We start from the raw sequence: 25,469 nt of genomic DNA, 5'->3' as shown, positions 1-25,469 counted from the left end.
AGAGTGGCTTATGACCCGAGGAGCTGGTCACTTGAGCTGGACAAAGAAAAGCGAAAGTGACCGTTTAGCTCCGACAAGGCATAAGACGATCTGACGAAGCGGCGTTCTTTGCCGCACAGGCAGAGTGGCTTATGACCCAAGGAGCCTAAGTGGAGCTAGACAACAATGATAGCAGCTATCAGGTTAGGTGTTATCCACTCACATTGAAAATATCCCCGGAGGTGACTTGCCACATGGCTAAGAGAAAAGTAACAAAACGTGTACCCTTACTACCATTACGCGGACTTCTTGTATTTCCGACAATGGTGCTACATATAGATGTCGGTCGAGAGCAATCCGTAGCTGCACTGGAACAAGCATTGTTAGAGGATAATATTGTTTTTTTAGCAACTCAAAAAGACATGAGTATAGAACAACCTAAAAGAGCCGATCTTCATAAAATTGGAACATTGGCCTACGTTAAACAAATGTTGAAATTACCGAATGGCACAATTCGTGTTTTGGTAGAAGGCTTGGAACGTGGCCAGTTAAAAAATTACGAAGAAACTGAAGCCTGTACAATTGTTGAAGTAACACCTTTTGCTGATGAAACAGAAAGAGATGCAGAACAAGATGCGCTTATGCGTTTGCTATTGGAGCATTTTGAGAATTACGTCAAAAGCTCGAAAAAAGTTAGTACAGAAGCATACAACACGGTAGCTGATATTGAAGAGCCAGGTCGCTTAGCAGATATGGTTGCTTCTCACCTTTCGATGAAAGTATCGACCAAGCAGGAAATACTGGAAACTTTTGATGTTAGTAAACGATTAGAGCTACTTATTACTCGGTTACACAGCGAACAAGAAGTAGTCGATCTTGAAAAAAAGATTAATCTGCGTGTGAAAAAAGCAATGGAACAAACACAAAAAGAATTTTATTTGCGTGAGCAGATGAAAGCCATTCAAACCGAACTGGGTGATAAAGACGGCAAATCAGCTGAAGTAGTTGATTTGAAAAAACGGATTGAAGAAGCGGAAATGCCGGAATCTACTGAAAAAATAGCGTTAAAAGAACTTGATCGTTACGAGAAGCTGCCTTCTGCAGCTGCAGAAAGTGGGATTATTCGTAACTATATTGAGTGGCTAGTGACAATCCCGTGGTCAGAAGCAACGGAAGACCGTTTGGATATTAAGTATGCAGAAAAAGTATTAGATCGTGATCATGATGGCTTAGAAAGTGTCAAAGAACGCGTTTTGGAGTATTTGGCTGTTCAACAAATGACCAATTCCTTGCGTGGACCGATTCTTTGTCTTGTCGGACCTCCAGGTGTCGGGAAAACCTCTCTCGCAAAATCGATTGCCGAATCATTAGACCGCAACTTTGTTCGTGTATCACTTGGTGGCGTTCGTGATGAATCGGAAATCCGCGGCCATCGTCGTACGTATGTCGGTGCAATGCCAGGACGGGTTATTCAAGGGATGAAAAAAGCAGGAACCGTAAATCCTGTTTTCCTATTAGACGAAATTGATAAAATGTCGAATGATTTCCGTGGCGATCCGTCTTCTGCGATGTTAGAAGTACTTGATCCAGAACAGAATAATTCGTTTAGCGACCATTATATTGAAGAAACTTATGATCTTTCTAACGTGCTTTTTATTGCGACAGCCAATGATTTAGGGTCAATTCCTGGACCGCTGCGTGATCGCATGGAAGTTATTTCAATTGCTGGTTATACAGAAGTTGAAAAACAGATGATTGCCAAAAATCATTTAGCACCAAAGCAATTAAAAGAACATGGTTTATCAATCGAGCAACTGCAGTTTAAAGATGACGCGTTGCTGAACATCGTTCGTTATTACACGCGCGAAGCAGGTGTCCGTGGACTTGAACGTCAAATCGCTTCTATTTGTCGCAAAGTGACGAAACAAATTGTTTCAAAAGAAAAAGAACAGGTAGTTGTTGGAGAAGCAGAGGTCGAAGCGTATCTAGGGAAACGTAAATTCCGTTACGGCATGGCAGAGACGGAAAACCAAATCGGCGTTGCAACGGGACTTGCTTACACGACTGTCGGTGGAGATACTCTTCAAATTGAAGTTTCTTTGTCATCAGGCAAAGGAAAGCTGCAATTGACGGGTAAACTAGGTGATGTCATGAAAGAATCTGCGCAGACGGCATTATCTTTTGTTCGAGCGCGAGCAGAATCTCTTGGCATCGATCCGAATTTCCATGAGTCACATGATATTCACATCCACGTTCCAGAAGGTGCTGTTCCTAAAGACGGGCCTTCAGCAGGTATTACCATTGCGACAGCTTTGGTTTCTGCTTTGACAAAGCGTCCGGTTCGACGTGAAGTCGGCATGACGGGTGAAATCACGCTTCGTGGTCGCGTTCTGCCAATCGGTGGAATTAAAGAAAAAACTTTGAGTGCACATCGTGCTGGCTTAAAGACCATCATTTTGCCACTCGATAACGAAAGAGACCTGGAAGATATACCAGAGACAATCCGTGAAGAGTTGACTTTTAAATTGGTCTCTCAAGCAGATGAGGCATTGGAAATTGCCTTAGAAGGAGAAAATGAATGAAAGTTAATCATGTAGAATTAGTAATTAGTGCCGTTCGTCCGGATCAGTATCCAGAAGATGGGTTGCCGGAATTTGCTTTAGCCGGACGATCGAATGTCGGAAAGTCGTCTTTTATCAACAAAATGATTGGTCGCAAGAGCATGGCGCGCATTTCATCTAAACCGGGTAAAACACAAACATTGAACTTTTACAAAATTGAAGAAAAATTGTTTTATGTTGACGTTCCGGGATACGGTTATGCGAAAGTATCGAAAAGTGAACGCGAGGCATGGGGCAAGATGATTGAACGTTACATTACGAATCGCGAGCCATTGCGCGCAGTTATCCAAATCGTTGACTTGCGCCATCCGCCAAGCAGAGACGATATCGCGATGTATGAGTTCATGAAACATTTTGAAATTCCGTGTATCATTATCGCAACCAAGGCAGACAAAATTCCAAAAGGCAAATGGGACAAGCATAAGAAAATTGTCCGCACGACGCTGGATATGGATAAAAATGATCCGCTTATTATCTTTTCATCGGAAACGGGACTGGGTAAAGACCAAGCATGGTTGGAAATCGAAAGCAGAATGTAAAAAAGTGCAGCCCTTGGGCTGCGCTTTTTTATTATGTAGGTTGATCATGCCTGCTACTTGTCGACATTCCGCGAAGCTGCTACACTTCACTTGCTGTGGGAGTCATGCCCAAAGCGGTATAGAAAAATTGGTTTTTTTACTTCAACTTATCTAGTAAAATTCAATGTAATCATGGACTTTGTGCGTCAAAGGCTTCTTCATTCAGCTTGTAGTTAACAGTCAATTCCGACTAAGAGCGTTATACTTGTGGACACGAAATTCCTTTGCTAGTATTAGTTTATAATAATTATAAAGAAGCAATAGCGTCATGTCTTGTTCACAAATTTAAAGGCATAAATAAGCTGAAAAGTGATATAATGAATGTAGATGAAATAATGAACGTGAAAGGTGTTTTGTACCCATGCACACATTAGTAGTTGGGGTGAATTATCGTTCTGCACCTGTGGAGATACGCGAAAAGCTATCATTTATTGAAACGGATCTGCCACAGGCGATGCAGGCGTTAAAAGAGCAAAAAAGTATATTGGAGAACGTCATCGTTTCCACTTGCAACCGAACGGAAATATATGCGGTCGTGGACCAGCTTCACACGGGGAAATATTACGTGAAGCAATTCCTCGCCGATTATTTCGGTTTTTCGCAAGAAGCGATTTCTCCTTATTTATTTGTCCATGAACAGGATGAGGCGATTGAACACTTATTCCGCGTTACTGCTGGCATCGATTCCATGGTATTAGGTGAAACGCAAATTCTCGGACAAGTAAAAAGTAGTTTTCTTGCAGGGCAACAGCATGGAACGACAGGCACCCTATTTAACCAATTGTTCAAGCAAGCTGTAACCTTGGCGAAACGAGCGCATTCCGAGACAGCTATTGGTGAAAATGCCGTATCCGTGTCTTACGCAGCAGTTGAACTAGGCAAGAAGATTTTTGGCACGCTTAAAAACAAGCATGTAGTTATTTTAGGTGCCGGTAAAATGGGCGAGTTGGCCATTAAAAACTTGCAAGGCAGCGGTGCAAACCGCGTAACTGTTATCAACCGAACATTTGAAAAGGCTGAACTGTTGGCGGATAAATTTGGTGGCAATGCAAAACCGTTAAACCAATTGCAATGCGCTTTATTAGAAGCAGACATTTTAATTTCTTCGACGGGATCGGCAGATTTTGTCATTGATCTAGAGCTAATGGAATTTGTAGAGAAACTTCGTAAAGGCAAACCTTTGTTTATGGTAGATATTGCCGTTCCGCGTGATATGGACCCGCGTATCAGTGATTTGCCGAATGTCTTTTTATATGATATTGACGACATGCAAGGAATTGTTGAAGCGAATTTAGCAGAGCGTGAACGCGCAGCTGGTGAAATTATGACGATGATTAATCAGGAATCTCTGCAGTTTAACGACTGGCTAACGACGCTTGGTGTTGTTCCGGTGATTTCTGCCCTTCGTCAAAAAGCGCTTGGCATTCAAGCGGAAACGATGGCGAGCATTGAAAACAAAATGCCTGATTTAACAGATCGTGAAAAGAAAATTCTCAACAAGCATACGAAATCGATTATCAATCAATTATTAAAAGATCCAATTTTACAGGCTAAAGAAATGGGCGGTGCGCCCAAATCTCGTGAGCAGCTGGAGCTATTCATGCAAATCTTTGGAATTGAAGAAGAAGTTGAAAAAGAAATAGAAAAGCAGTCGAAAGCACCACAACAGAAAACGGATAAAGCCGTTCTTCAAACTCAGCAATCAACAACAGAAACTCCCGGATATTCATTTTAAGCTTTCTAAAAGAGGCGTTTTCGAATCTATATGTTAAAATGTAGAGACGGAACGCCTTTAACTATGGAGATGAAGGGGAATGGGATGGCTGATATAACAATGGCAAGGCTGCATGAAGCTATGGTTATTCTATATGCTGTCAGCCTTGTTTTTTATTTTATAGATTACTTATATAAAGAAAAGAAAGCCAGTCGGATTGCGATGACGCTGCTCGGCATTGTTTGGGCTTTGCAAACCCTATTTCTAGGATTGTACATTTTCGAAACGCAACGCTTTCCAATATTGACCTTGTTTGAAGGCATTTATTTTTATGCCTGGTTATTGGTGACGTTGTCGATTGTTCTTAGGATGTTCTACCGCTTTGATTTTGCGGTTTTTTTCATTAATGTGATTGGCTTTATTTTTATGACAATCCACACGTTTGCACCGGTTCAAATCGAGCGTTCACCGGTAGGAGAAACGCTTGTTTCGGAATTATTATTCATCCATATTAGTTTTGCCATTTTGTCCTATGTTGCTTTTTCGCTGTCGTTTGTTTTTGCGGCACTGCATATGATTTTATACAGAATGTTGAAAAAGAAAAAATGGACAAAGCAATGGGCAAATTTGCCGTCACTTGGCCAAACACAGCAATTTATGACCATTTCTATTTTGGTTGGTATTTCGCTTTTATTCGTGTCACTCGTATTGGGTCTGCAATGGGCGTATATTTCGTTGTCAGAGTTTTCATTGCTCGACATGAAGATTGTAGGATCGTTTATTTTGCTAGTGGTGTATAGCTTTATACTCTGGTGGCACCGCAAAGGCTCGTTAAACGGGATGAATTATGCGTTGGCGCATGTCTATGCATTTTTATTGTTGCTCATTAATTTCTTTTTGGGTAGCCGGTTATCTGAATTTCATTTTTGGTATTAAAGAAAGGTAGGATTTAGTTGAGAAAAATTATTGTAGGTTCAAGAAGAAGCAAGTTGGCGTTGACACAAACAAATCAGTTTATTGATAAGTTAAAAGCAGCAGGCGTACCATTTGAATTTGAAATCAAAGAAATTGTCACGAAAGGCGACCGTATCGTTGATGTAATGTTATCAAAAGTAGGCGGCAAAGGCTTATTTGTTAAAGAAATTGAACAAGCTCTTTTTGCTAAAGAAATCGATTTTGCTGTTCACAGCATGAAAGATATGCCTTCTGTATTACCTGAAGGTCTTGCAATTGGGTGTATTCCTGAACGTGAAGACCCGCGTGATGCTTATATTGCGAACGACCATGTAAAATTAATGGAATTGCCAGTTGGCGCAGTTGTTGGAACGAGTAGTTTGCGTCGCAGTTCTCAATTGTTACTAATACGTCCGGACCTTGATATTCAATGGATTCGCGGCAATATTGATACACGTCTTGCGAAATTACATGCGGGCGATTTTGACGCCATTATTTTAGCAGCGGCTGGTTTGAAACGGATGGGCTGGAAAGATGACTTAGTCACTGAATTTATGGAAGTGGACGAGTGCCTGCCAGCAATCGGACAAGGCGCATTAGGGATCGAGTGCCGTGAAGACGACAAAGAATTGATGGCTGAATTAGCGAAACTTAACGATGACAATACAGCATTAGCTGTTAACGCAGAACGTAAATTCCTCAAAGACATGGATGGCAGCTGCCAAGTCCCCATTGCAGGATATGCAACAGTGAACGAGGGAGAAATCACTTTTACTGGACTAATTTCTTCACCAGAAGCTGATCAAGTTTTCAAAGAAGTGGCGATTAGTCGCGATCCAATCGAAGCTGGCCGCATCGTAGCTGAGAAAATTAGTGCACAAGGCGGCTATGAGTTAATTCAGCGCGTCAAAGCCGAAAGCAATGTCTAAAAAAGAAAATTTGCTCGAAGGTCAAACTGTGATTTTTACAGGTTCCAGAGAACCTATAGAAGCGCTTGAACATGCACGGTCGTTTGGTGCCCAAACACGTTACTTGCCGCTTGTAGAAACGATAAGTCGGCAGTCAAAAAAACCAGATTTTGCAGGCTATGACTGGTTAATTTTTACTAGCCGTACAAGTGCTGAAGTGTTTTGTCAACTGGATGAAACCGTTAGCGCTAAAATTGCAGCAGTAGGTGATCAAACGGCTGCTGTGTTGCAACAGCATGGCCACAGCGTTGATTTTATACCGAAAGTTTTTAGTGCCGATCATTTTATCGAAGAATTCCCACCTGTTTCTGGCGTCGCCAAATGCTTGTTTATTAAAGGTCAAATGGCGAAAAACACCATCGCCTCTATGTGGATGCAAGTGGATGAGTGGGTTGTTTACGATACCATTCTCAATATCGAAAACGCTAAGTTGGTCGTTCAACTAAAAGACGTTATTATTCTTTTCGCCAGTCCTTCTGCTGTGTCGGCGTACCGACAAGCAGGTGGAGATTGGTCGAATATCCGCACCGCTGCGATTGGCCACGTTACGAAAAAGGCGATACTAAAAAGCGGCGGAACAGTGGATTACACGCCTAAAAAATATACGTATATAGAAGTTATCAATGAAATAGCGAAAGGAAGTTTGTCGAAATGAAAGAATTAAATTTTAACCGTCACCGTCGTTTGCGCGGTTCTGCTAATATCCGTTCAATGGTTCGCGAAACGAGCTTACATAAAGAGGACTTTATTTATCCGATTTTTGTTGTAGAAGGCGAAAACATTAAAACAGAAATTTCTTCAATGCCAGGCGTTTTCCATTTTTCATTGGACAAATTAGGTGAAGAATTAGATGAAGTGGTGGGCCTTGGAATTCCTTCTGTTATTCTTTTTGGCGTACCGAACGAAAAAGATGCGGTTGGCACACAAGCTTATCACGACCATGGCATCACTCAAGAAGCCATCCGTTTTGCGAAAAATCGTCATCCTGAGTTAGTCGTTATTGCAGATACCTGTCTGTGCCAATATACCGATCATGGCCATTGTGGCGTAATCGAAAATGGTGTGATTTTAAATGACGAATCACTAGATTTACTAGCACGCACTGCGGTTTCTCAAGCAAAAGCTGGAGCTGACATTATTGCACCATCAAATATGATGGACGGTTTTGTTGCTGCAATTCGCTACGGACTTGACCAAGCGGGATTCGAAAACACACCCATTATGTCGTACGGTGTTAAATATTCGTCTGCTTATTACGGACCTTTCCGTGAAGCGGCTCACAGTACACCACAATTTGGGGATCGTAAAACGTACCAAATGGATCCAGCAAACCGTATGGAAGCGTTACGTGAAGCAACTTCTGATATTCAAGAAGGTGCAGATTTCATGATTGTTAAGCCAGCTTTGTCGTACTTAGACATTATCCGTGAAGTTCGCGATAATTTTGATGTACCGATTGTCGCTTATAACGTATCGGGTGAATACGCGATGGTCAAAGCGGCTGCCGCAAATGGCTGGATTGATGAAAAGAAAATTGTTTTAGAAACTTTATTGAGCATGAAACGCGCGGGAGCAGATATTGTTATGACTTATCACGCGAAAGACGCAGCACGCTGGTTGGAGGGAAAAGAATGACATACGAAAAATCATTAGCCGCATTTACTGAAGCAAAAACTTTAATGCCAGGTGGCGTTAATAGCCCAGTCCGTGCCTTTAAATCGGTCAATATGGATCCGATTTTCATGAAGTCAGGCAGCGGTGCCACAATTACAGATATTGACGGCAATTCGTATATTGACTACGTTTTGTCATACGGCCCATTAATTTTAGGCCATGCTGAACCAGCAGTCGTCAACGCAATTCAAGAAACAGCAGCGCTTGGAACGTCATTCGGTGCGCCAACTGAACTTGAAAACACGATGGCGAAACTAGTTATGGAACGCGTTCCATCGATTGAAATGATTCGTATGGTATCTTCTGGAACAGAAGCAACGATGAGTGCATTGCGTGTAGCACGTGGCTATACGGGCCGCGATAAAATTTTGAAATTCGAAGGCTGCTACCACGGTCACGGTGACAGTCTATTAATCAAAGCAGGTTCAGGTGTCGCAACTTTAGGTTTGCCAGATTCACCAGGTGTACCTGAATCAGTTGCTAAAAATACCATTACAGTGCCATTTAATGACTTAGAAAGCGTTCGTATGGCTTTCCAAGAATACGGCAGTGAACTAGCGGCAGTTATCGTAGAACCGGTTGCTGGAAACATGGGCGTGGTTCCGCCAAACGAAGGCTTCTTAATGGAGCTGCGCAACTTAACGCACGAAAACGGCACGCTTCTTATTTTTGACGAAGTCATGACCGGATTCCGTGTTGGCTATCATTGTGCACAAGGTCATTACGGCGTTACACCCGACATGACGTGTCTCGGTAAAGTAATCGGCGGCGGTTTACCAGTCGGTGCATTCGGTGGTAAGCGTGAAATTATGCAGCAAGTCGCACCAAGTGGTTCTATTTATCAAGCAGGCACACTCTCTGGAAATCCACTCGCAATGCGCGCAGGCTTTGAAACGTTGTCTCGTTTAACAGAAGAAAGCTACAACACTTTTATCGAACGCGGCGACCAGCTTGAAAAAGGATTCCGAGAAGCTGCAACCAAATACAACATCCCGCACACAGTCAACCGTGCAGGATCGATGATTGGTTTTTTCTTCACAAACGAAAACGTGATCGACTTTGCAACAGCGAAAACTTCGGATACCGATTTGTTCGCTGACTATTACCGTTTAATGGCGGCAGAAGGTATTTACTTGCCGCCGTCTCAATTTGAAGGCATGTTCCTATCGACTGCCCACACGGAAGAGCATATCGCAAAAACCGTAGAAGCATTCCATACCGTATTTGCTAAATTGGCACGCTAAAAATAGACAGGGCTATCCTAAAAGGTCATAAAAATGACCCTTTGGGATAGCCCTTTTTTTAGAATGATTTTGATCTGTTTAGGTAGTCGCTTTTATCTCAATAGTTAGTAGTGAAAAATTAGCAAGATATAGAAAATCGGCATTGCTGTTCCAAAGCTCGCTCCAAGTTATTCATCTCGTCTCACATTGTTACGCTCAAAACGACCGAAGCAACATAAAAAAGCAAAGCTACCTTAAAAATCTATATTTATTTGTTAAACAAAGTAAGAAAACAACATCAACTACCTACCCCACACGACCGAAGCGATGTATAGAACCTAAGAAAAACGATTATCCCAGTTCAATGCAACCTTACTTAGCGACGGCGCGTGCACCACCGCGGCCGAGCGTCTCCAGAACTTTACACCCTCTACTCCCACATAAAATAGGTGCACTTATGCAACCACCACTCCCTAGCTGAGGCGCGTCGCGGGCTAGGCGAAGCAAAAAGACCGGTGAACTTCCGGGCTTATTGCGAGAGCCATGCCCAAAGCGACCGAAGCGGCATAAGAAAGCGAAGCTACTTTATCGAACTTGCACCCCCACATCAATCTTCATTCACTAGGCGAAGTAACAAAACAACACCAACTACCCACCCTACACCACCAAAGCCATGTCCATTGACTAAGCAAGGAGCGAGCACGGGCTAGGCGAAGCAAAAAGACCGGTGAACTTCCGGGCTTATTGCGGGAGCCATGCCAAAAGCGACCGAAGCGGCATAAGAAAGTGAGGCTACCTTATTTACATCACACTACAAAGCCGAAATTCATTCGTTAAGCGAAGTGAGAAAACAACACCAACTATCTACCCACACTACCAAAGCTATGTCCATTGACTAAGCGAGGCGCGTCCAAGGGCTAGGCGAAGCAAAAAGACCGGTGAACTTCCGGGCTTATTGCGGGAGCCATGCCCAAAGCGACCGAAGCGGCATAAGAAAGCGAAGCTGCCTAACTTACCTCATACCAAAAAATCTATATTTATTTGTTAAGCGAAGTGAGAAAACAACACCAACTACCTACCCTACACCACCAAAGCCATGTCCATTAACTAAGCAAGGAGCGATCACGGGCTAGGCGAAGCAAAAAGACCGGCGCACTTCCGGGCTTATTGCGAGAGCCATGCCCAAAGCGACTGAAGCGACATAAGAAAGCAGAAATAACTACCACCTCAATCAAACCTTACAAAATAAACTTGACGCTAAAACCAAGTATTGAGTACAATAAGAGTAATTAGATATTCATGCGTTGAAGAGGATAGTAAATTGTGCGTTACATTTCAGAGAGAAGACCAGTTGGTGAGAGGTTTTCATGAGCGTCCAGTTGAATGTCACCTCCGAGCAGTTGCCGTGAAACGAGTAGCGGGAACCGGACTGAACATCCGTTATGAAACTTGAGAGCCAGGTGTGCAAGTGGACCTGTGTATAAAGGTGGTACCGCGAAAAACTCCTTCGTCCTTTACAGACGACGGGAGTTTTTTGCGTTCTACCAGAAATTAAAGGAGGAATTCCGATGACTGAACAAATGTCCACCAAGTACGATCCACAATCGATTGAAAAAGGGCGTTACGATTGGTGGGTCAACAACAAATTCTTCGAAGCAAAACCTGAAAGCGGCAAAACGCCGTATACCATTGTGATTCCACCACCAAACGTTACCGGCAAGTTGCACTTAGGCCACGCGTGGGATACCACATTACAAGACATCATGACACGCATGAAACGCATGCAAGGCTTTGATGCGTTATGGCTTCCAGGAATGGACCATGCCGGTATTGCAACGCAAGCAAAAGTGGAAGGCAAGCTGAAAGAAGAAGGACGTTCACGCTATGACTTAGGACGCGAAGCGTTTCTTGAAGAATCATGGAAATGGAAAGATCAATACGCAGGGCACATTCGCGAGCAATGGGCAAAACTAGGGCTAGGTCTTGATTATTCGCGTGAGCGTTTTACATTAGATGACGGCTTATCAAAAGCAGTAAGAGAAGTATTTGTTAAGCTGTATGAGAAAAAACTCATTTACCGCGGCAAATACATCATCAACTGGGACCCGAACACAAAAACAGCGATTTCCGATATTGAAGTTATTTACAAAGACGTACAAGGTGCGTTTTATCATATGCGTTACCCACTTGCAGATGGTAGTGGTCATATTGAAATCGCCACGACACGTCCCGAAACAATGCTTGGCGATACAGCCGTTGCCGTTCACCCGAAAGACGAGCGTTACCAGCACTTGATCGGCAAGAAAGTAATTTTGCCAATTATTGGCCGAGAAATTGAAATTGTAGCGGATGATTACGTGGATAGAGAATTTGGAAGTGGTGCTGTAAAAATTACACCGGCTCACGACCCGAATGACTTTGAAATTGGAAACCGTCATCATTTAGAACGCGTACTAGTTATGCATGAAGACGGTTCGATGAACGAAAACGCTGGCAAGTATGAAGGACTGGATCGTTTTGAATGTCGGAAGCAAATTGTCAAAGATCTGCAAGACCTGGATGTGTTATTTAAAATTGAAGAGCATTTGCATTCAGTAGGCCATTCTGAGCGTAGCGGAGCAGTGGTTGAGCCTTACCTATCAACACAATGGTTTGTCGATATGAAACCACTTGCTGCTGCTTCAGTTGAGGCACAAAAAAACGATGCGGGTGTTAACTTTGTGCCGGATCGTTTTGAGAAAACCTATTTGCACTGGATGGAAAATATTCGCGACTGGTGTATTTCGCGCCAACTTTGGTGGGGACATCAAATTCCAGCTTGGTATCATAACGAAACAGGCGAAATCTATGTAGGTCACGAAGCACCGGCAGACGCTGAAAACTGGACACAAGACGAAGACGTATTAGACACGTGGTTCTCATCTGCTTTATGGCCGTTCTCGACACTTGGCTGGCCAGAAGAAAACGATGATCTTAGCCGTTACTACCCGACGGACGTATTAGTGACAGGCTACGACATCATTAACTTTTGGGTGTCACGGATGATTTTCCAAGCTTTAGAATTCACGGGTGAAAAACCGTTTAAAGATGTCTTGATTCACGGACTTGTGCGCGATGCTGAAGGGCGTAAAATGTCCAAATCACTCGGCAACGGCGTTGACCCGATGGACGTTATTTCTGAGTACGGAGCCGATTCGCTGCGTTATTTCCTCGCAACAGCTTCGTCTCCAGGACAAGATCTTCGGTACGCAAACGACAAAGTCGAGTCCGTTTGGAACTTTGCCAATAAAATCTGGAATGCGTCTCGTTTTGCGTTGATGAACATGGAAGGCATGACGTACGACCAAATCGACTTGTCAGGCAAAAAGTCCGTTGCGGATTCATGGATTCTGACGCGTTTGAATGAAACCATCGAACAAGTAACGGAACTTGCAGAACGCTATGAATTTGGCGAAGTGGGCCGTTCACTTTACAACTTTATATGGGATGATTTCTGTGACTGGTATATCGAAATGTCGAAATTGCCATTATACGGTGAGGACGAAAGAGCGAAGAAAATGACGCGTTCAGTTCTTGCTTACGTACTCGACAACACGATGCGTTTATTGCACCCGTTCATGCCATTTATTACAGAAGAAATTTGGCAGAACTTGCCGCATGAAGGTGAATCGATTACCATTGCGGCGTGGCCGACAGTAGATAACTCATTAACAGACCAAAGTCAGTCTTCAAGCATGAAGCTGTTAATGGATGTGATTCGTTCTGTACGTACGATCCGTGCAGAAGTACAGTCGCCAATGAGCAAAAAAGTGCCGTTGACGATTTCGGCAAAAGACGCTAATACGCATGCCGTGCTAGAAGCAAATGCCGCGTATATCGAACGTTTCTGTAACCCGGAAACCTTAACGATCGGCGAAAACATGGTAGCTCCTGAAAAATCGATGTCTGCAGTAGTATCCGGTGCTGAATTGTTTATGCCACTTGAAGGCTTGATCGACATTGATGCAGAACTTGCGCGTCTCGGTAAAGAACGTGAAAAATGGGCAAAAGAAGTCAAGCTCGTGAGCGGCAAATTGTCGAACGAACGTTTTGTGTCTAAAGCGCCAGAAGCAGTTGTCGCCGAAGAACGTGCGAAACAAGCCGATTACCTAGAAAAACACGCAACAGTTGAAAAACGTATCGAAGAATTAAAGAACTTGTAAAACGAAAAAAACCGTTTTCCCAATGGGAGAGCGGTTTTTTGTGGTTAACAAGCTAATAAATTAGACTTAGGAATGGACATTTCACATATCGTTTTTGGCATAGCTCTCGCTTCGCTTAGCCCCTGAACACGCCAACGCTAAGAAATTCACTAAATCAGAAATGTCGAATTTTTTCGGTGTTTACATAAAAATAAAGCAGACTCCGGCAGAATATTCAGAGGTAAAAAATAGTTCAACTTAACTAGAAATCATTTCGGTCGATCTTCCCGCCCAAACGGTGCATGTTGTTCCAGTGTTCGCAGGTATTCTACTAACAATTCAGCGATGTTTTCTTCGTGTGTTTTATAAAATGACCGGGCCCCAACAGGATCTTCGATTTCATTGAACAGGTGCTGACCGTCTTCTAATAGCAAAAAATCGATTCCGACATAGTCGCTTTTTAAAGCGCGGGCAATACGTAAGACATCCTTTTCTTGAGCGGCAGTGAGGATGTATTTCTCAACAGTACCACCGAGAGAATAGTTCACTTTAAAAGAGTCTTTAGAGCAGCGTTTGACAGCACCAACGACTTTATTGCCGATTACATAAGCACGGACGTCCGCTTGATGCTGAATGACCGGCTGGAAAATCAGTGGCGAAGAGGTAACGGGCATGTCTTGAACGGCTTGGAGCAGCCAAACTTCGGAACCTCCGTGCCCGTCTGCGGTTTTTGCCACACACGGAAATTCAGTTGCTGTTTGGTAGCTAGGAATAACAGGCACTCCAAGGAATAGAAACAATTGATAACTTTGCCATTTGTCATTGGCAATACGGTTGACTTCGGCACGGTTTACCAGTCGAACCTGTTGGTCTTCTAGAAATCGTGCAGCTTGCGGGCGCCGCGCACGAAACACCACGGTTTCACTTTTAACGGTTTCCGCGAGTAGCTGGAGTCCGTTTGAACTCCAATCGTCCCACTGGATCAAACGAACATCACCAAAACGCTGCAGTTCTTCTATAAATTCGTGGTTGCGTTTTGCGTCCGCTGTTTCATAGAGAAGTTTCATGCTAAGTCCTCCACTATATAGGCAATCATGGCGTCCGCGACATTAATGCCTGTGACATTTAAAATATTGCGAATGTGCGCGGCGGCATTGACTTCGCATACTAATGGCTGATCGTTGTCACCAAACAACAAATCGACTCCAGCAAAGGTGGCACCAACGGCATCAGCAGCTTCCAACGCTAGTTTTTCTTGAACGGCAGTTAGTTGGATTGGCGACGCCACACCGCCATTTGTTATATTCGCGCGGAAATCTGTTTCAGAATGACGATACATCGCTGCCACAATTTGATCTCCTACAATATTAACGCGAATGTCGCGACCGCGGCTCGATGCGATAAATTCCTGGAATACAAAATCGACACCTCGTAGGCTATCGACTTTTTCGTAAAATTGCGCTTCGGTTTCAATTAAATAGACTTTCATGCCAAAAGAGCCGTGACCTTCTTTAATGATCATTGGCAATTTCAACTGATTGATAATTTTCTCGAAATAACCAGATTTCATTATGGAGAAGTTCGGATAAACTTTTGGGGCAACAATCGTCCGTGGCATGGGCAAATCGTGCGCTGCTAGTTGGACATATTGAGTCGCTTTGTTGTCGCATAAATCAATCACTGCGGGGTCGTTGTAAACGGGCACCCCTCGACTTTTTAAAAAGTAGCCAAGTAAGATATCTTTATCCAATAACACGGCAAAATCGGGTATACTTAAATTGACTGATAAATCCATTATAACCTCAAAATTTTTCATAATTTTTACATCTATGCTGGCTCTTTCTGCTGCCTCGGCAACCAGCCTAGCTTGGTCTTCAAACTTATCGGAAACTAAACTTCCGTTATAAATAACCCAACAACTTGTCATATCCATTCCACCTTCGGGCTAATATCCTACTTAAAAAGTGTATCATGTTTACTAAGAAAAGAGGCTCTTTATGATCATCGGACTAGAACAATACAAAACAAAATGGAACATACAGACAGACTCAGCCATTCACCCTGGATTAGAGGCCATCACGTCTGCTCTGGAGGAATTAGGCAATCCACATAAAGTAGGCAAGTTTGTTCATCTGGCTGGAACAAATGGCAAAGGATCCACCGCAACGTTTCTGTCAGCGATCTTACAAGCACACGAACGCAGTGTCGGTAACTTTTACTCGCCTTGCATTGAAAATCTTCATGATCAAATTCAAATCGATGGAAATCCGGTTAGTTCAGATGAACTTGATCTGGTGATGAAACAGTTAAGTATGGTAACAACACCATTAACGGATTTTGAACTGTTAACAGCAGCCGCATTTATGATTTTTCGAAATCATGCACTTGACTTTACCATTATTGAAGCGGGAATGGGGGGAGGATTGGATAGCACAAATGTGATCCATCCAGAAATTGCGATCATCCCATCCATCTCCATGGACCACACGAACTTTCTTGGTACTACAATAGAAGAAATCGCTTGGCATAAGGCAGGAATTATTAAAAAGTGGAAGCCTGTCGTAGTGGGTAAACTGCCACGTGAAGCATTGGAAATCGTTCAAGCCACTGCGAACGATTTGCATGCTGAAGTAATCCAACCACAAGAGTTAGCTACTGTTCAACTAAAACTTAAAGGACCGCATCAGTTAGTAAATGCGAGTTTGGCATTAGAAGCTGCGAGAGAACTGCTTGGCGTTAGGTTTAGCGAACAAAAAGCTCTACAAAGCTTGACGTCTGCACATATCGCTTACCGGTTTGAAGAAGTTTTTCCTGAAGTTTTCTTTGACGGTGCCCACAATAAAGCGAGTGCCGAAGCATTGGTTGAGACGATCAAACAACTGTTTCCGAATCGGACGATTCACATTGTTATGGGAGTACTGAAAGGGAAAGACTACGCGAGTGTGCTGCGTCAATTAGAAACGGTTAGCGATCATTTTACCTTTGTTGACTTTGATGACAGCAGAGCGTTACCAGCAGAAATATTATTTTCAGAAAACTTTAGCAAAAGGAAGACAATTCTAAATTGGTATGATATATTACCTGTACAAGATAATGAGGAAGTGACTATAGTCACTGGTTCGATTTACCTGCTTACTGTTCTGAGAAATTCTACTTCTCCATTTTTTCAATGTTATCAGTCATAGGCATAGGTTAAATAATAGATAGCTGCATAAGGAAGGGAAGGAAGTTATGGCCGGTAACAATAAACGGAAAAAAATTCTTTGGATGCTGTGGGTATTGTTGGTGCCGATAAGTTTAATCATTGCTTATCAGTTGTTCCCACCGACCATAGAGGATCCTTGGAACTTGTTTGCTTATGTGTTGTTTTTTGTATTAATGAGTTTGATGCCGATGAATATTAACGGGGCGTCGACTTTTTTAGTGCAATGGGTGACAGTTGCACTGTTCTTAAAGTATGGAATTTTTATTGAAATACTGGTTTCACAATTGACCATGCTCATAGTTTTGTATCGCAGTCGGACAGATGAGGAGCAGTCGGTGCGAATTCCTTTTAACTCCATGATGTTTTTAGCTGTTTCGCTCATTGCTGGCCTAACATATATCGCAGTAGGGGGTGAGTTTAATTCGCTCAACCTGACAACTGTTATCATCTTCGGACTGATCTTCCAAGTAGCTTCCGTATTGAGCAATCAAATCATTTATTACTTATATGATTATACGACAGGCAATCGCAGCAAGTTCTTTTCGATAGACGCCATATGGGACTTCGCTTTAATGCTGCTGGTTTTTCCGTATGCCATTGCGTTGTATCTATTCGAAGCCTATATTGGTATCGCCGCACTGGTTTTACTAGGAGTACCGTTTTTGACAATGACTGTGGTCATGAAAATGTACAACCATTCAGAGCAAATTAATAGCGACTTAAAAAAAGCGGGCGTAATCGGTCATCAACTTGCTGCGCGTTTAGAGACAGACGAAATACTCGACTTATTTGTCGCACAAGTCGCCAAAATGTTTAAAGTTGAATACACTTATGTCATCGATTACCGTAACGAGTTGCAGCAATTTTTGCGAATTTATGAAAACGATCAATTTGAGTCGCGTAACATTGCCCCAGTCCCCTATAAAAAGGGAGTCGCGGGACAAGCTATCCTGACCGGTGAATCTTCTATCTACAATGAAAAAGCAGATTGGGGAAAATTGGTGACAGGCAATTTTCCAGCAGATACAGAAAGCATCATGGCGACACCTATCGCACGCAACAACAAAATAGAAGGGGTGCTTGTACTGGCATCTAAAAAGAAATACGCCTTCGCCAAGCACCAACTGCAAATTTTAGAAATCCTCAGTACGTATTTTGCCGTGTCACTGGAAAAAGCCGGCTATATGCAAAAAGTTATTGCCAAAAGCGAACGCTGTGGCTTAACCAAATTGTATAATTACCGCTTTCTAGATGAAAGCTTAGAAAGCTGCATAAAAGAACTGAAAGAAGGACGACTGGATCAATTGTCCTTAGTCATGATGGACATCGATTACTTCAAGAGCATAAACGATCGGTATGGACACCAAAGCGGCAACGATATCCTCATGCAGCTAGCGGACATATTAAGAGAAGAGATTGGCGACGAAGGAACGATTGCTCGTTACGGCGGCGAAGAATTCGTCGTATTGCTTCAAAATTACAGCAAAGAGCTCGCTATGTTACTTGCTGAAAATTTGCGCAAGCGCATTGAAAATCATGATTTTCTAATCGAAAACGATCTAGGAGCAGATCGTCAGCAACAAATTGTCCACATTACGATGAGCATGGGTGTATCAACTGCACCTGACGACAGTGATGAAGGAATGACGCTCATTCGAAATGCGGACAGGGCGTTGTATATTGGCGCAAAGCAGGCAGGACGGAACAAGGTTGCGGCGTATGTAAAATAAAAAGAGTTAGCAAGAGGCAACTGCCTTTTTGCTAACTCTTTTTAATAGGACCTTTCTTTTTCGGTAGGTGGGTCAACTGAGTAAATAACAGGTTCTTGCTGTTTTAAGTCTGAATAAGTCGAAATAATTTCTAAGTCGTATACAACTTGGAGACGAGAATTACGCTTACTTTGTTCTTCGACACCCTCAAAATAATCACTTCTACCTGGAATTTTGTAAGATCCGCTGAAAGGATCGTCTTTTGCTCGTCCACGTATGGCGTTAAGAACAATTTTTCTTGCTGAAATGCCACCATCAATTTTCATGTTAGAACCAACTCCAAACATTTCAAAATCCTTTTCGGAGTAAAAGAATCCTTTGATATAACTTGGCTCATCATAATTGACGGAGTTATTGGAAATTTTTATATTGCCTTTCGAGAGAACAATTAAAGAACCTTGCTTTTTATTTGTTAAGATTTTTCCATTCATTCTGGAATGAGAGATGTTTACAGAACCATTGACATAGATTAAAGCATTGCTTCGTAAATCTGCACCTTGGATATTAAGATCTCCATTTACATATATCGGGCCATCTAAGGTTACTGAAGAGTATCTATCAACATCATAAGACGTGCTATTGTTTCCGATTGACAGGTCTCCGTTGACATATAGCCCATTTGTAAACTTAGTATCTGTTCCGGCCATAACGACATTTCCCTTTGTTGAAAATTGCTTGAATGTATTAGTACCTGTAACAGTATAAGTACCAGTTTCGACATAGTAATATTTTTCTTCACTTCTCTTGCATTCACCCTTATTTTTCCCAGAAGTATAATACTCGATGCATTCATCTTGACTATAACGAAAGACTGGAAAAATTTTTGATGTTGTATATGTTTGATTATTAATTATTCTATTTGAACCTGTATATAAACTGGTTACACTACTCCCATTTATTGTATATTCAAAGTTTTGCTTTTGCTCTGTAATTGCTATTGGACTTTGAACTGGCTCTCTTGACACCAAGGTTGGAGCATAACCAGATCTAAACAAATCTGAAATATTGGTTCTCAAATTGTAAGGAGAAGTAGCAAAGTTTGATCTTGCAATATGGCTTGTATAGCTGGAAGTTGTATTAAAAGTATAAGGATTTTTTCCTAAAAATAACCTTGCTGTTTTTGCTCCCTCGAGTGGCAGAGTAGAAGGAGCTAAGCTTGGAATCCAACGGTCTCCTCCTAAAAGTGCGTATCCATTGGTACTGGTTACAATATTGCCATCAACTTTTAAGTCTCCTTTAATCTCGACGCCACCGTGCATCAAAAGATTACCCTCTCCGTTTTGAAGACCATCGGCTGTATCGATATTTGTTCCAATAGCATAGCGCAAAGCTTCCGGAGCAGTAGCTGCACCAATTTCAATTTTGCTGATCATTTCTCTATTTGCATCACCAGCTGTCCCAATACTTTTAAAGGATACTAGTTTTTTTAAAGGATTAGATTGATTGTCTTTGTCAACAGTATCGACGTAAGATACAATACAAGCTTTATATGTTCCGGTTTCACCTTTGATTGGGATGCTCGAATTCCCCGTACAGAGATACCTATCTAAAATTCTTTCTAGTTGAAAAATAAATTCAGTTCTAGGACGTCCATTGTCACCTAAAAAAGTGATAAGCTCAGAATTAACTTGAGTAGTAACTAAATCAATACCCTTTTGAGATAAGTCGGAAGACCGAGTGATATCTTGTCTTACTTCATTCTTAGAGGAACCATTATTTGTTAACATGAGCAGACTTGCTCCAAGAATAGTAAGTATTACGATTAACCCAAGTGTTAACAACAAGGCATAGCCCTGCTGTTTTTTTATGTGGTTCAAATGAACTTCCTCCAATTCTTAAAAGAATATAAATTTTTTACACTTATTGAAAAAATAATCAGTCATTAATAACTACAATAGTGTTTATAAATTCCTTTTGAATTTTTTTTTGTTTTTTTACTATTTCTAGTGTGAATGAAACAGTATATGCAACGCCATCTATTGAAGTAAGATTAGAATTTAGAATTTCAGATGAACTACCAGTACAAGTAGGATTTACTAACGAAACTGATTGATTGAAAAATTGTACAGACTGATTTTTTATAAGTATTTGTTTATTTTTAAACCCAGTTTCATAGCTAGAACCATCTTTTTTGGTTACTTTTACATGCGACTCAACTATCCCGTTTTTGCAGGTTTCAGTTAATTTTAAGTCGGATTTTTTGGAGACAAATAAATCAGAAATTAAACTAGCCATAATCAAATCTGCCTCATCACGCAATTCGGTTTCAACTTTCGTACGCTGATAGTTGGAATAGCCTTGAAAAAGTACTGTATATGCAAGAGTAGCTATTATACTAACGAGTATAATTGTTGCCAACAACTCAACTAATGTAACACCTTTATTGTTATTCAGTTTATTTGATCGACATAACATATGGAACAAACCCTTCAACTGAACTTGATACATTAGAATCTACCGCCTTTACAACAACCACGACACTTAGCAAAGGAGCGGAAGTTTCTTTTTTTATCTTTATAAGAACATCATAATTTTTTTCGTTTATTGTATGGATAAAAGAAGGCTTTTGTTTACTATCAATATTTTTAAGAGGTGGATAACTATCAATAAATTCGTTAGGAGTTAATTTGACTCGTTCTAAATAAGAATCAGCTAAATTAATAACAACTAGTTTCTCACTGTTTGTCACTGCCAACCGATTTGTATTCGCAAAAACTACTGTGAAACTCGTCAATACAATAGAAAGAATGACTAGGGAAGCAAGTACCTCGACTAGTGTAAACCCTCTATCGTTATTCATATAAAACCTCATTGTATTTTCACCCGCTTATGTAAAAAGTAGTAGTAATAACTTAGGAAGTTTAACCATCTTGTTATGTATATCATTTTACTTGTAACTTGACCACATAAAAATGTAATAAATTATACGTTAAATAGGAAATAAGTGTTGATAACTATTTTTACAATTCACTACTATTTATACCATTTATCTTGTATTATAGCTATATCAGATGAGATACTTTAACCTATCTTATTACTTTAATTTACAAATTAAAAGGAAATATCATTTTTAACACTGCAGTATCAAGTACTGACTATACAGGGGGAGTTTTAATGATTCGCATTTTACTATTCATAATTTTTGCTGCAAGTACGTTGTCTATTTTGTATTTTTTTACAAAAGGTGATATTAGAAAAAATAGGATGATCTTACTAGGTGGAGGTATATTCGTGGCTGCCATTGGACTTTTTATGCAAAGTACATTTTCACTAATTCTTTCGATAGCTGGCATACTTGGAGTTTCTTTACTAGTTGCATTGAGTTATACGAAATTCCTTGAAAAAGAACAACTAAAAAATCAGCAACTTATTCAAGAGCGCAGGAACAAAAAAAGTAGCACGTCATTGAAACAACCTAAACATGTGGAACCGATTCAGCAATCAGTGCATGAACCGATAGTTGAGAAGCCATTTGGTATGCAGACAATCGCTGTGATTAAGGAGGAACAGAAAGTTGAATAATCAAGTTTTCGGTAAGACGTTTTTAACAATTTTTTTATCAGGGTTGTTGTTTTTTGGCGTTTCCAATGCAGGAGCTGCAGCCGTAGACAAATGGTTATTTCCCAAAGAACAATTTGGTGACGATACGTATATAGGCACAACGAATGTTTCAAACATGGAAGTAGCTGGAGCTATGGCTCAATTTTCTGGAACGCTCGAAAATTGGCATCAGTCTTCCGAATTACTAGTAAGGTATCAAGATGCTACTGCAAATTATCCGTTAGATAATGCAGAAATTCTGTTAGAAGAAACAGCTCAGCAGGCACAGTCCGGTATGCAAAATAGTTTCTTATACAACCTTCCAGAAAAGACCACTGAGCGCTTTTTAACTGAGAATTTCCCGCGAGTGGCATTTTCTGAAGCAGAAGTACAAAAAATTAACGTAAAATTAGAAGAAGCGCTTGAAGCAGGTCTTGAAAAAACAACCGTAACAATTAGTGATGATTCTCTTGATGTTGAACAAGAGACCGTATCAAAAGTAGCTTTCCCACAAGTATCAATCAATGAAAACACAGTAGCTGTTGTGGCAGCCATCAATGGTATGCAGATTGCTCCTGGTGAAAAAATTTCCTTTTTAACCTTTATCAATGAACTAAAACCTATTGGATTATCAGATTCCGAACTTACTGAAATCGCTTCGGCAATTTATGCGGTAGTACTCAAGACAAATTTCAAAATAGAAGAACGTAGTATTGGAAATCGAATTCCAGAAAAGATTGCTATTGGCGAAGAAGCAACCATTAATCGTTCGCTTGGCATTGACTTGGTTTTTTCTAATCCAAATGCTAGTTCCTTTACATTAAATACAGCATTTACGGGTGATTCGTTAACTGCGTCATTAGAAGGCTTTCCCTTTGTATATGACTATACTGTTTCAACTTCTAGTAAAGAAACTGTCAATCCTCGATTGATTAAGCAGTACAGTGCTTTTGTTACGACTGGAAAAGCAGTAGAAGAAGAAGGGAGCGAAGGTGTTCGTGTTGAAATAGTCAGGTCGATTATGGGTAACGGAGACGAGCTAAAAGTTGAAGCCATCTCTACTGACTTCTATCCACCTATTAATCGTATAGAACTTTATCCATTAACAGCTCCTCCTGCAGAAGCAGTTCCAGAAACAGGATTAGATGGATCTCCAGAAGAAGAACAGGTACCGGGTGAATCAGTAGACGAAAAGAGCGAAGCTGATTCTGAATCAGGAAAAGAGCAAGCGGCTGAAAACGGTAAAACTGAAGCTGATTCTGGTAAGACAGGTAGTTCTACAGACAAAGAAACAAATAATTCAACTCCAAATTCAGACAAGAATTCGGAAACCGATAAACCTATATATGATAAGGGTGGAAATTTAGTTAATCCTTAATCGATGTGAGGGAGGAAAAAGCTTGGCAAAAATACGTAAGCGACTGGGGGATATTCTAGTCGACCATGGCTTGTTAACACAGTCAGACTTTGATGAAGCCCTCAACACCAAAAAACCAGAACAAAAAATAGGAGATGCGCTATTACAACGAGGATTGATTACAGAACAACAGCTGATTGAAACTCTTGAAGTGCAATTAGGCATTCCACACGTTTCATTGTTCCGTTATCCTTTCGATAAAAACTTGTTTAATATGGTGCCAAAGGAAATGGCAAAGCGCAATCAGCTAGTGCCGCTAAAAATAGAAGGTGATAAATTATTTATTGCTATGACAAACCCGATGGATTATATTACGATTGATGATCTTCGATTGACAACGGGGTTTCAGATAGCGCCAGTAATCGCCTCAAAAGAAGATGTTACTAAAACAATTTCTAAGTATTATGACGAAGAATCGTTTGATGAGTTTATTGTTGATTTGCCTGAAAAAGAGCAAGGACAACAAGAAGATATGGGAGACTTAGATGCACCGATTGTCCGTTTAGTCAGTCAGATTCTTTCAACGGCTGTATCGCTAAAAGCAAGTGACGTTCACATGGATCCTCAAGAAAACCGAGTATTGATTCGTTACCGAATTGATGGGTCCCTCCGAACGGAACGTATATTGCCAAAAGCGATGCAAGGGATGATCACAGCGCGCATTAAAATCTTGGCGAATCTTGACATTACAGAAAGCCGGATTCCACAAGATGGTCGGATTAAAACAAATGTAGATATGCGACCTATCGACTTGCGGGTTTCTTCATTGCCGACTGTCTACGGAGAAAAAGTTGTCATGCGAATTTTAGATTTAAGTGCAAACTTAACTGATATTTCCAAGCTTGGCTTTAGTGAACTGAATATGGAGCGCTTTATGCGTGAAATTGACAAACCAAATGGTATCATTTTGATTTCTGGTCCTACCGGTTCAGGTAAATCATCGACTCTTTATGCAGCCTTGAACAAGTTAAATAGTGAAGAGGTTAATATTATAACGGTAGAAGACCCGGTTGAGTACCAACTAGAAGGCATTAACCAAATTCAAGTAAATACCAATGTCGGCTTGACTTTTGCGGCTGGACTTCGTTCTATCCTGCGCCAAGATCCCGATATCGTCATGGTAGGGGAAATTCGCGACAAAGAAACAGCTGATATTTCGATACGGGCATCACTTACAGGTCATTTAGTGCTGAGTACGATTCACACGAATGATTCAATTGCTTCGATTACGCGTTTAATGGACATGGGCATAGAACCGTTTCTTGTAACGGCTTCTCTAAATGCGGTAGTTGCACAACGGTTAATCCGTCGTGTCTGTCGAGATTGCCGTGAAATCCATCAAGCGACGGAACGCGAAAAGCATATTTTTGAAAAAAGAGGTTTAACAATTGAAACAATTGCGCGTGGGAGTGGTTGTTCACAATGCAACATGACGGGCTACCGTGGTCGCATGGCGATTCATGAAGTGCTTGTTGTCAACGAAGAAATAAAAGATATTATCAATCGCAACGGAACAGCTGGAGAAATTCGCGAAATTGCACTGCAAAACAAAACGATTTTCTTGATTGACGATGGCCTATCAAAAGTGAAGGAGGGCATGACAACAACAGAAGAAGTTCTGCGCGTTGCCATGATGGATTAAGCCT

19 protein-coding genes and 1 other annotated feature are annotated in these 25,469 nt (G+C 41.3%); of the genes, 14 read left to right on the top strand and 5 right to left on the bottom strand.

Translation table 11 applies throughout. The features are described 5' to 3' along the window. Positions 1-233 precede the first annotated feature (233 nt). The 9 genes from lon to FQ085_RS07400 all read left to right on the top strand — a co-directional run bounded on the left by lon (position 234) and on the right by FQ085_RS07400 (position 13,913). Positions 234-2,561, top strand: coding sequence for an endopeptidase La (gene lon, locus FQ085_RS07440; protein WP_149456305.1), 2,328 nt, complete (start codon positions 234-236; stop codon positions 2,559-2,561). After that, complete coding sequence (gene yihA / locus FQ085_RS07435) at positions 2,558-3,139, top strand: ribosome biogenesis GTP-binding protein YihA/YsxC (RefSeq protein ID WP_058385664.1); 582 nt, start codon at positions 2,558-2,560, stop codon at positions 3,137-3,139. Before lon ends, yihA begins: the two co-directional genes overlap by 4 nt. Before the next feature lie 400 nt (positions 3,140-3,539). Beyond that, positions 3,540-4,913: a glutamyl-tRNA reductase gene (gene hemA, locus FQ085_RS07430; RefSeq protein WP_058385663.1), complete on the top strand. Its 1,374-nt coding sequence runs from the start codon at positions 3,540-3,542 to the stop codon at positions 4,911-4,913. Positions 4,914-4,997: 84 nt separating this feature from the next. After that, entirely contained in the window at positions 4,998-5,828 is an 831-nt protein-coding gene (locus FQ085_RS07425; RefSeq protein WP_071154328.1) for a cytochrome C assembly family protein, read from the top strand. A 17-nt stretch (positions 5,829-5,845) separates the two neighbouring features. Beyond that, on the top strand, positions 5,846-6,775 hold the full coding sequence (gene hemC, locus FQ085_RS07420; RefSeq protein ID WP_058385661.1) for a hydroxymethylbilane synthase: 930 nt from the start codon (positions 5,846-5,848) through the stop codon (positions 6,773-6,775). Continuing rightward, positions 6,768-7,469 (top strand): uroporphyrinogen-III synthase, encoded by a 702-nt coding sequence (locus FQ085_RS07415; RefSeq protein ID WP_149456304.1) that lies wholly within the window; start codon positions 6,768-6,770, stop codon positions 7,467-7,469. The genes hemC and FQ085_RS07415 overlap by 8 nt, the downstream gene beginning before the upstream one ends. Beyond that, positions 7,466-8,449 carry a porphobilinogen synthase gene (hemB, locus tag FQ085_RS07410; RefSeq protein WP_058385659.1) on the top strand — a complete coding sequence of 328 codons (984 nt, stop codon included), beginning with the start codon at positions 7,466-7,468 and terminating at the stop codon, positions 8,447-8,449. Before FQ085_RS07415 ends, hemB begins: the two co-directional genes overlap by 4 nt. Continuing rightward, on the top strand, positions 8,446-9,732 hold the full coding sequence (gene hemL, locus FQ085_RS07405) for a glutamate-1-semialdehyde 2,1-aminomutase (RefSeq protein ID WP_149456303.1): 1,287 nt from the start codon (positions 8,446-8,448) through the stop codon (positions 9,730-9,732). The genes hemB and hemL overlap by 4 nt, the downstream gene beginning before the upstream one ends. 1,274 nt (positions 9,733-11,006) lie before the next feature. Next, positions 11,007-11,229 (top strand) — a binding site (T-box leader). Between the two features lie 50 nt (positions 11,230-11,279). After that, positions 11,280-13,913, top strand: coding sequence for a valine--tRNA ligase (locus FQ085_RS07400; RefSeq protein ID WP_149456302.1), 2,634 nt, complete (start codon positions 11,280-11,282; stop codon positions 13,911-13,913). A 248-nt stretch (positions 13,914-14,161) separates the two neighbouring features. On the opposite strand, the gene FQ085_RS07395 is transcribed toward FQ085_RS07400, so the two are convergent. Further along, a complete protein-coding gene (locus tag FQ085_RS07395) occupies positions 14,162-14,959 on the bottom strand; it encodes an ATP-grasp domain-containing protein (RefSeq protein ID WP_058385656.1) in 798 nt (265 codons plus the stop codon). After that, positions 14,956-15,819 (bottom strand): ATP-grasp domain-containing protein, encoded by an 864-nt coding sequence (locus tag FQ085_RS07390; protein ID WP_149456301.1) that lies wholly within the window; start codon positions 15,817-15,819, stop codon positions 14,956-14,958. The genes FQ085_RS07395 and FQ085_RS07390 overlap by 4 nt, the downstream gene beginning before the upstream one ends. Positions 15,820-15,889: 70 nt before the next feature. On the opposite strand from FQ085_RS07390, the gene FQ085_RS07385 reads away from it, so the two are divergent. Then, positions 15,890-17,077 (top strand): bifunctional folylpolyglutamate synthase/dihydrofolate synthase, encoded by a 1,188-nt coding sequence (locus tag FQ085_RS07385; protein ID WP_149456300.1) that lies wholly within the window; start codon positions 15,890-15,892, stop codon positions 17,075-17,077. Between the two features lie 46 nt (positions 17,078-17,123). Further along, complete coding sequence (locus FQ085_RS07380; RefSeq protein WP_071154334.1) at positions 17,124-18,827, top strand: sensor domain-containing diguanylate cyclase; 1,704 nt, start codon at positions 17,124-17,126, stop codon at positions 18,825-18,827. A 41-nt stretch (positions 18,828-18,868) separates the two neighbouring features. Here the strand turns inward: FQ085_RS07380 and FQ085_RS07375 are convergent, their stop codons facing one another. From FQ085_RS07375 to FQ085_RS07365, 3 genes are read right to left on the bottom strand one after another with little or no spacing between them, the layout of a single operon-like run. Continuing rightward, on the bottom strand, positions 18,869-20,683 hold the full coding sequence (locus FQ085_RS07375; protein WP_149456299.1) for a hypothetical protein: 1,815 nt from the start codon (positions 20,681-20,683) through the stop codon (positions 18,869-18,871). A 58-nt stretch (positions 20,684-20,741) separates the two neighbouring features. Further along, a complete protein-coding gene (locus FQ085_RS07370) occupies positions 20,742-21,314 on the bottom strand; it encodes a PulJ/GspJ family protein (protein WP_149456298.1) in 573 nt (190 codons plus the stop codon). Next, the gene (locus tag FQ085_RS07365) at positions 21,262-21,666 is read right to left on the bottom strand and encodes a type IV pilus modification PilV family protein (protein WP_058385650.1); all 405 of its coding nucleotides are present in this window, start codon (positions 21,664-21,666) and stop codon (positions 21,262-21,264) included. The genes FQ085_RS07370 and FQ085_RS07365 overlap by 53 nt, the downstream gene beginning before the upstream one ends. Before the next feature lie 314 nt (positions 21,667-21,980). On the opposite strand from FQ085_RS07365, the gene FQ085_RS07360 reads away from it, so the two are divergent. Genes FQ085_RS07360 through FQ085_RS07350 form a run of 3 tightly spaced genes read left to right on the top strand, consistent with a single transcriptional unit; the run spans position 21,981 to position 25,465 of the window. Further along, on the top strand, positions 21,981-22,388 hold the full coding sequence (locus FQ085_RS07360) for a hypothetical protein (RefSeq protein ID WP_149456297.1): 408 nt from the start codon (positions 21,981-21,983) through the stop codon (positions 22,386-22,388). Next, positions 22,381-23,784: a VanW family protein gene (locus FQ085_RS07355; protein WP_149456296.1), complete on the top strand. Its 1,404-nt coding sequence runs from the start codon at positions 22,381-22,383 to the stop codon at positions 23,782-23,784. The genes FQ085_RS07360 and FQ085_RS07355 overlap by 8 nt, the downstream gene beginning before the upstream one ends. Before the next feature lie 22 nt (positions 23,785-23,806). After that, entirely contained in the window at positions 23,807-25,465 is a 1,659-nt protein-coding gene (locus tag FQ085_RS07350; protein WP_058385647.1) for a GspE/PulE family protein, read from the top strand. Positions 25,466-25,469 lie beyond the last annotated feature (4 nt).

It is taken from the genome of Planococcus sp. ANT_H30, from assembly GCF_008369335.1.
GTDB lineage: Bacteria > Bacillota > Bacilli > Bacillales_A > Planococcaceae > Planococcus > Planococcus kocurii.
The sequence above is the reverse complement of the archived record's forward strand: the minus strand, read 5'-3'. Positions and strand labels throughout refer to the sequence as shown.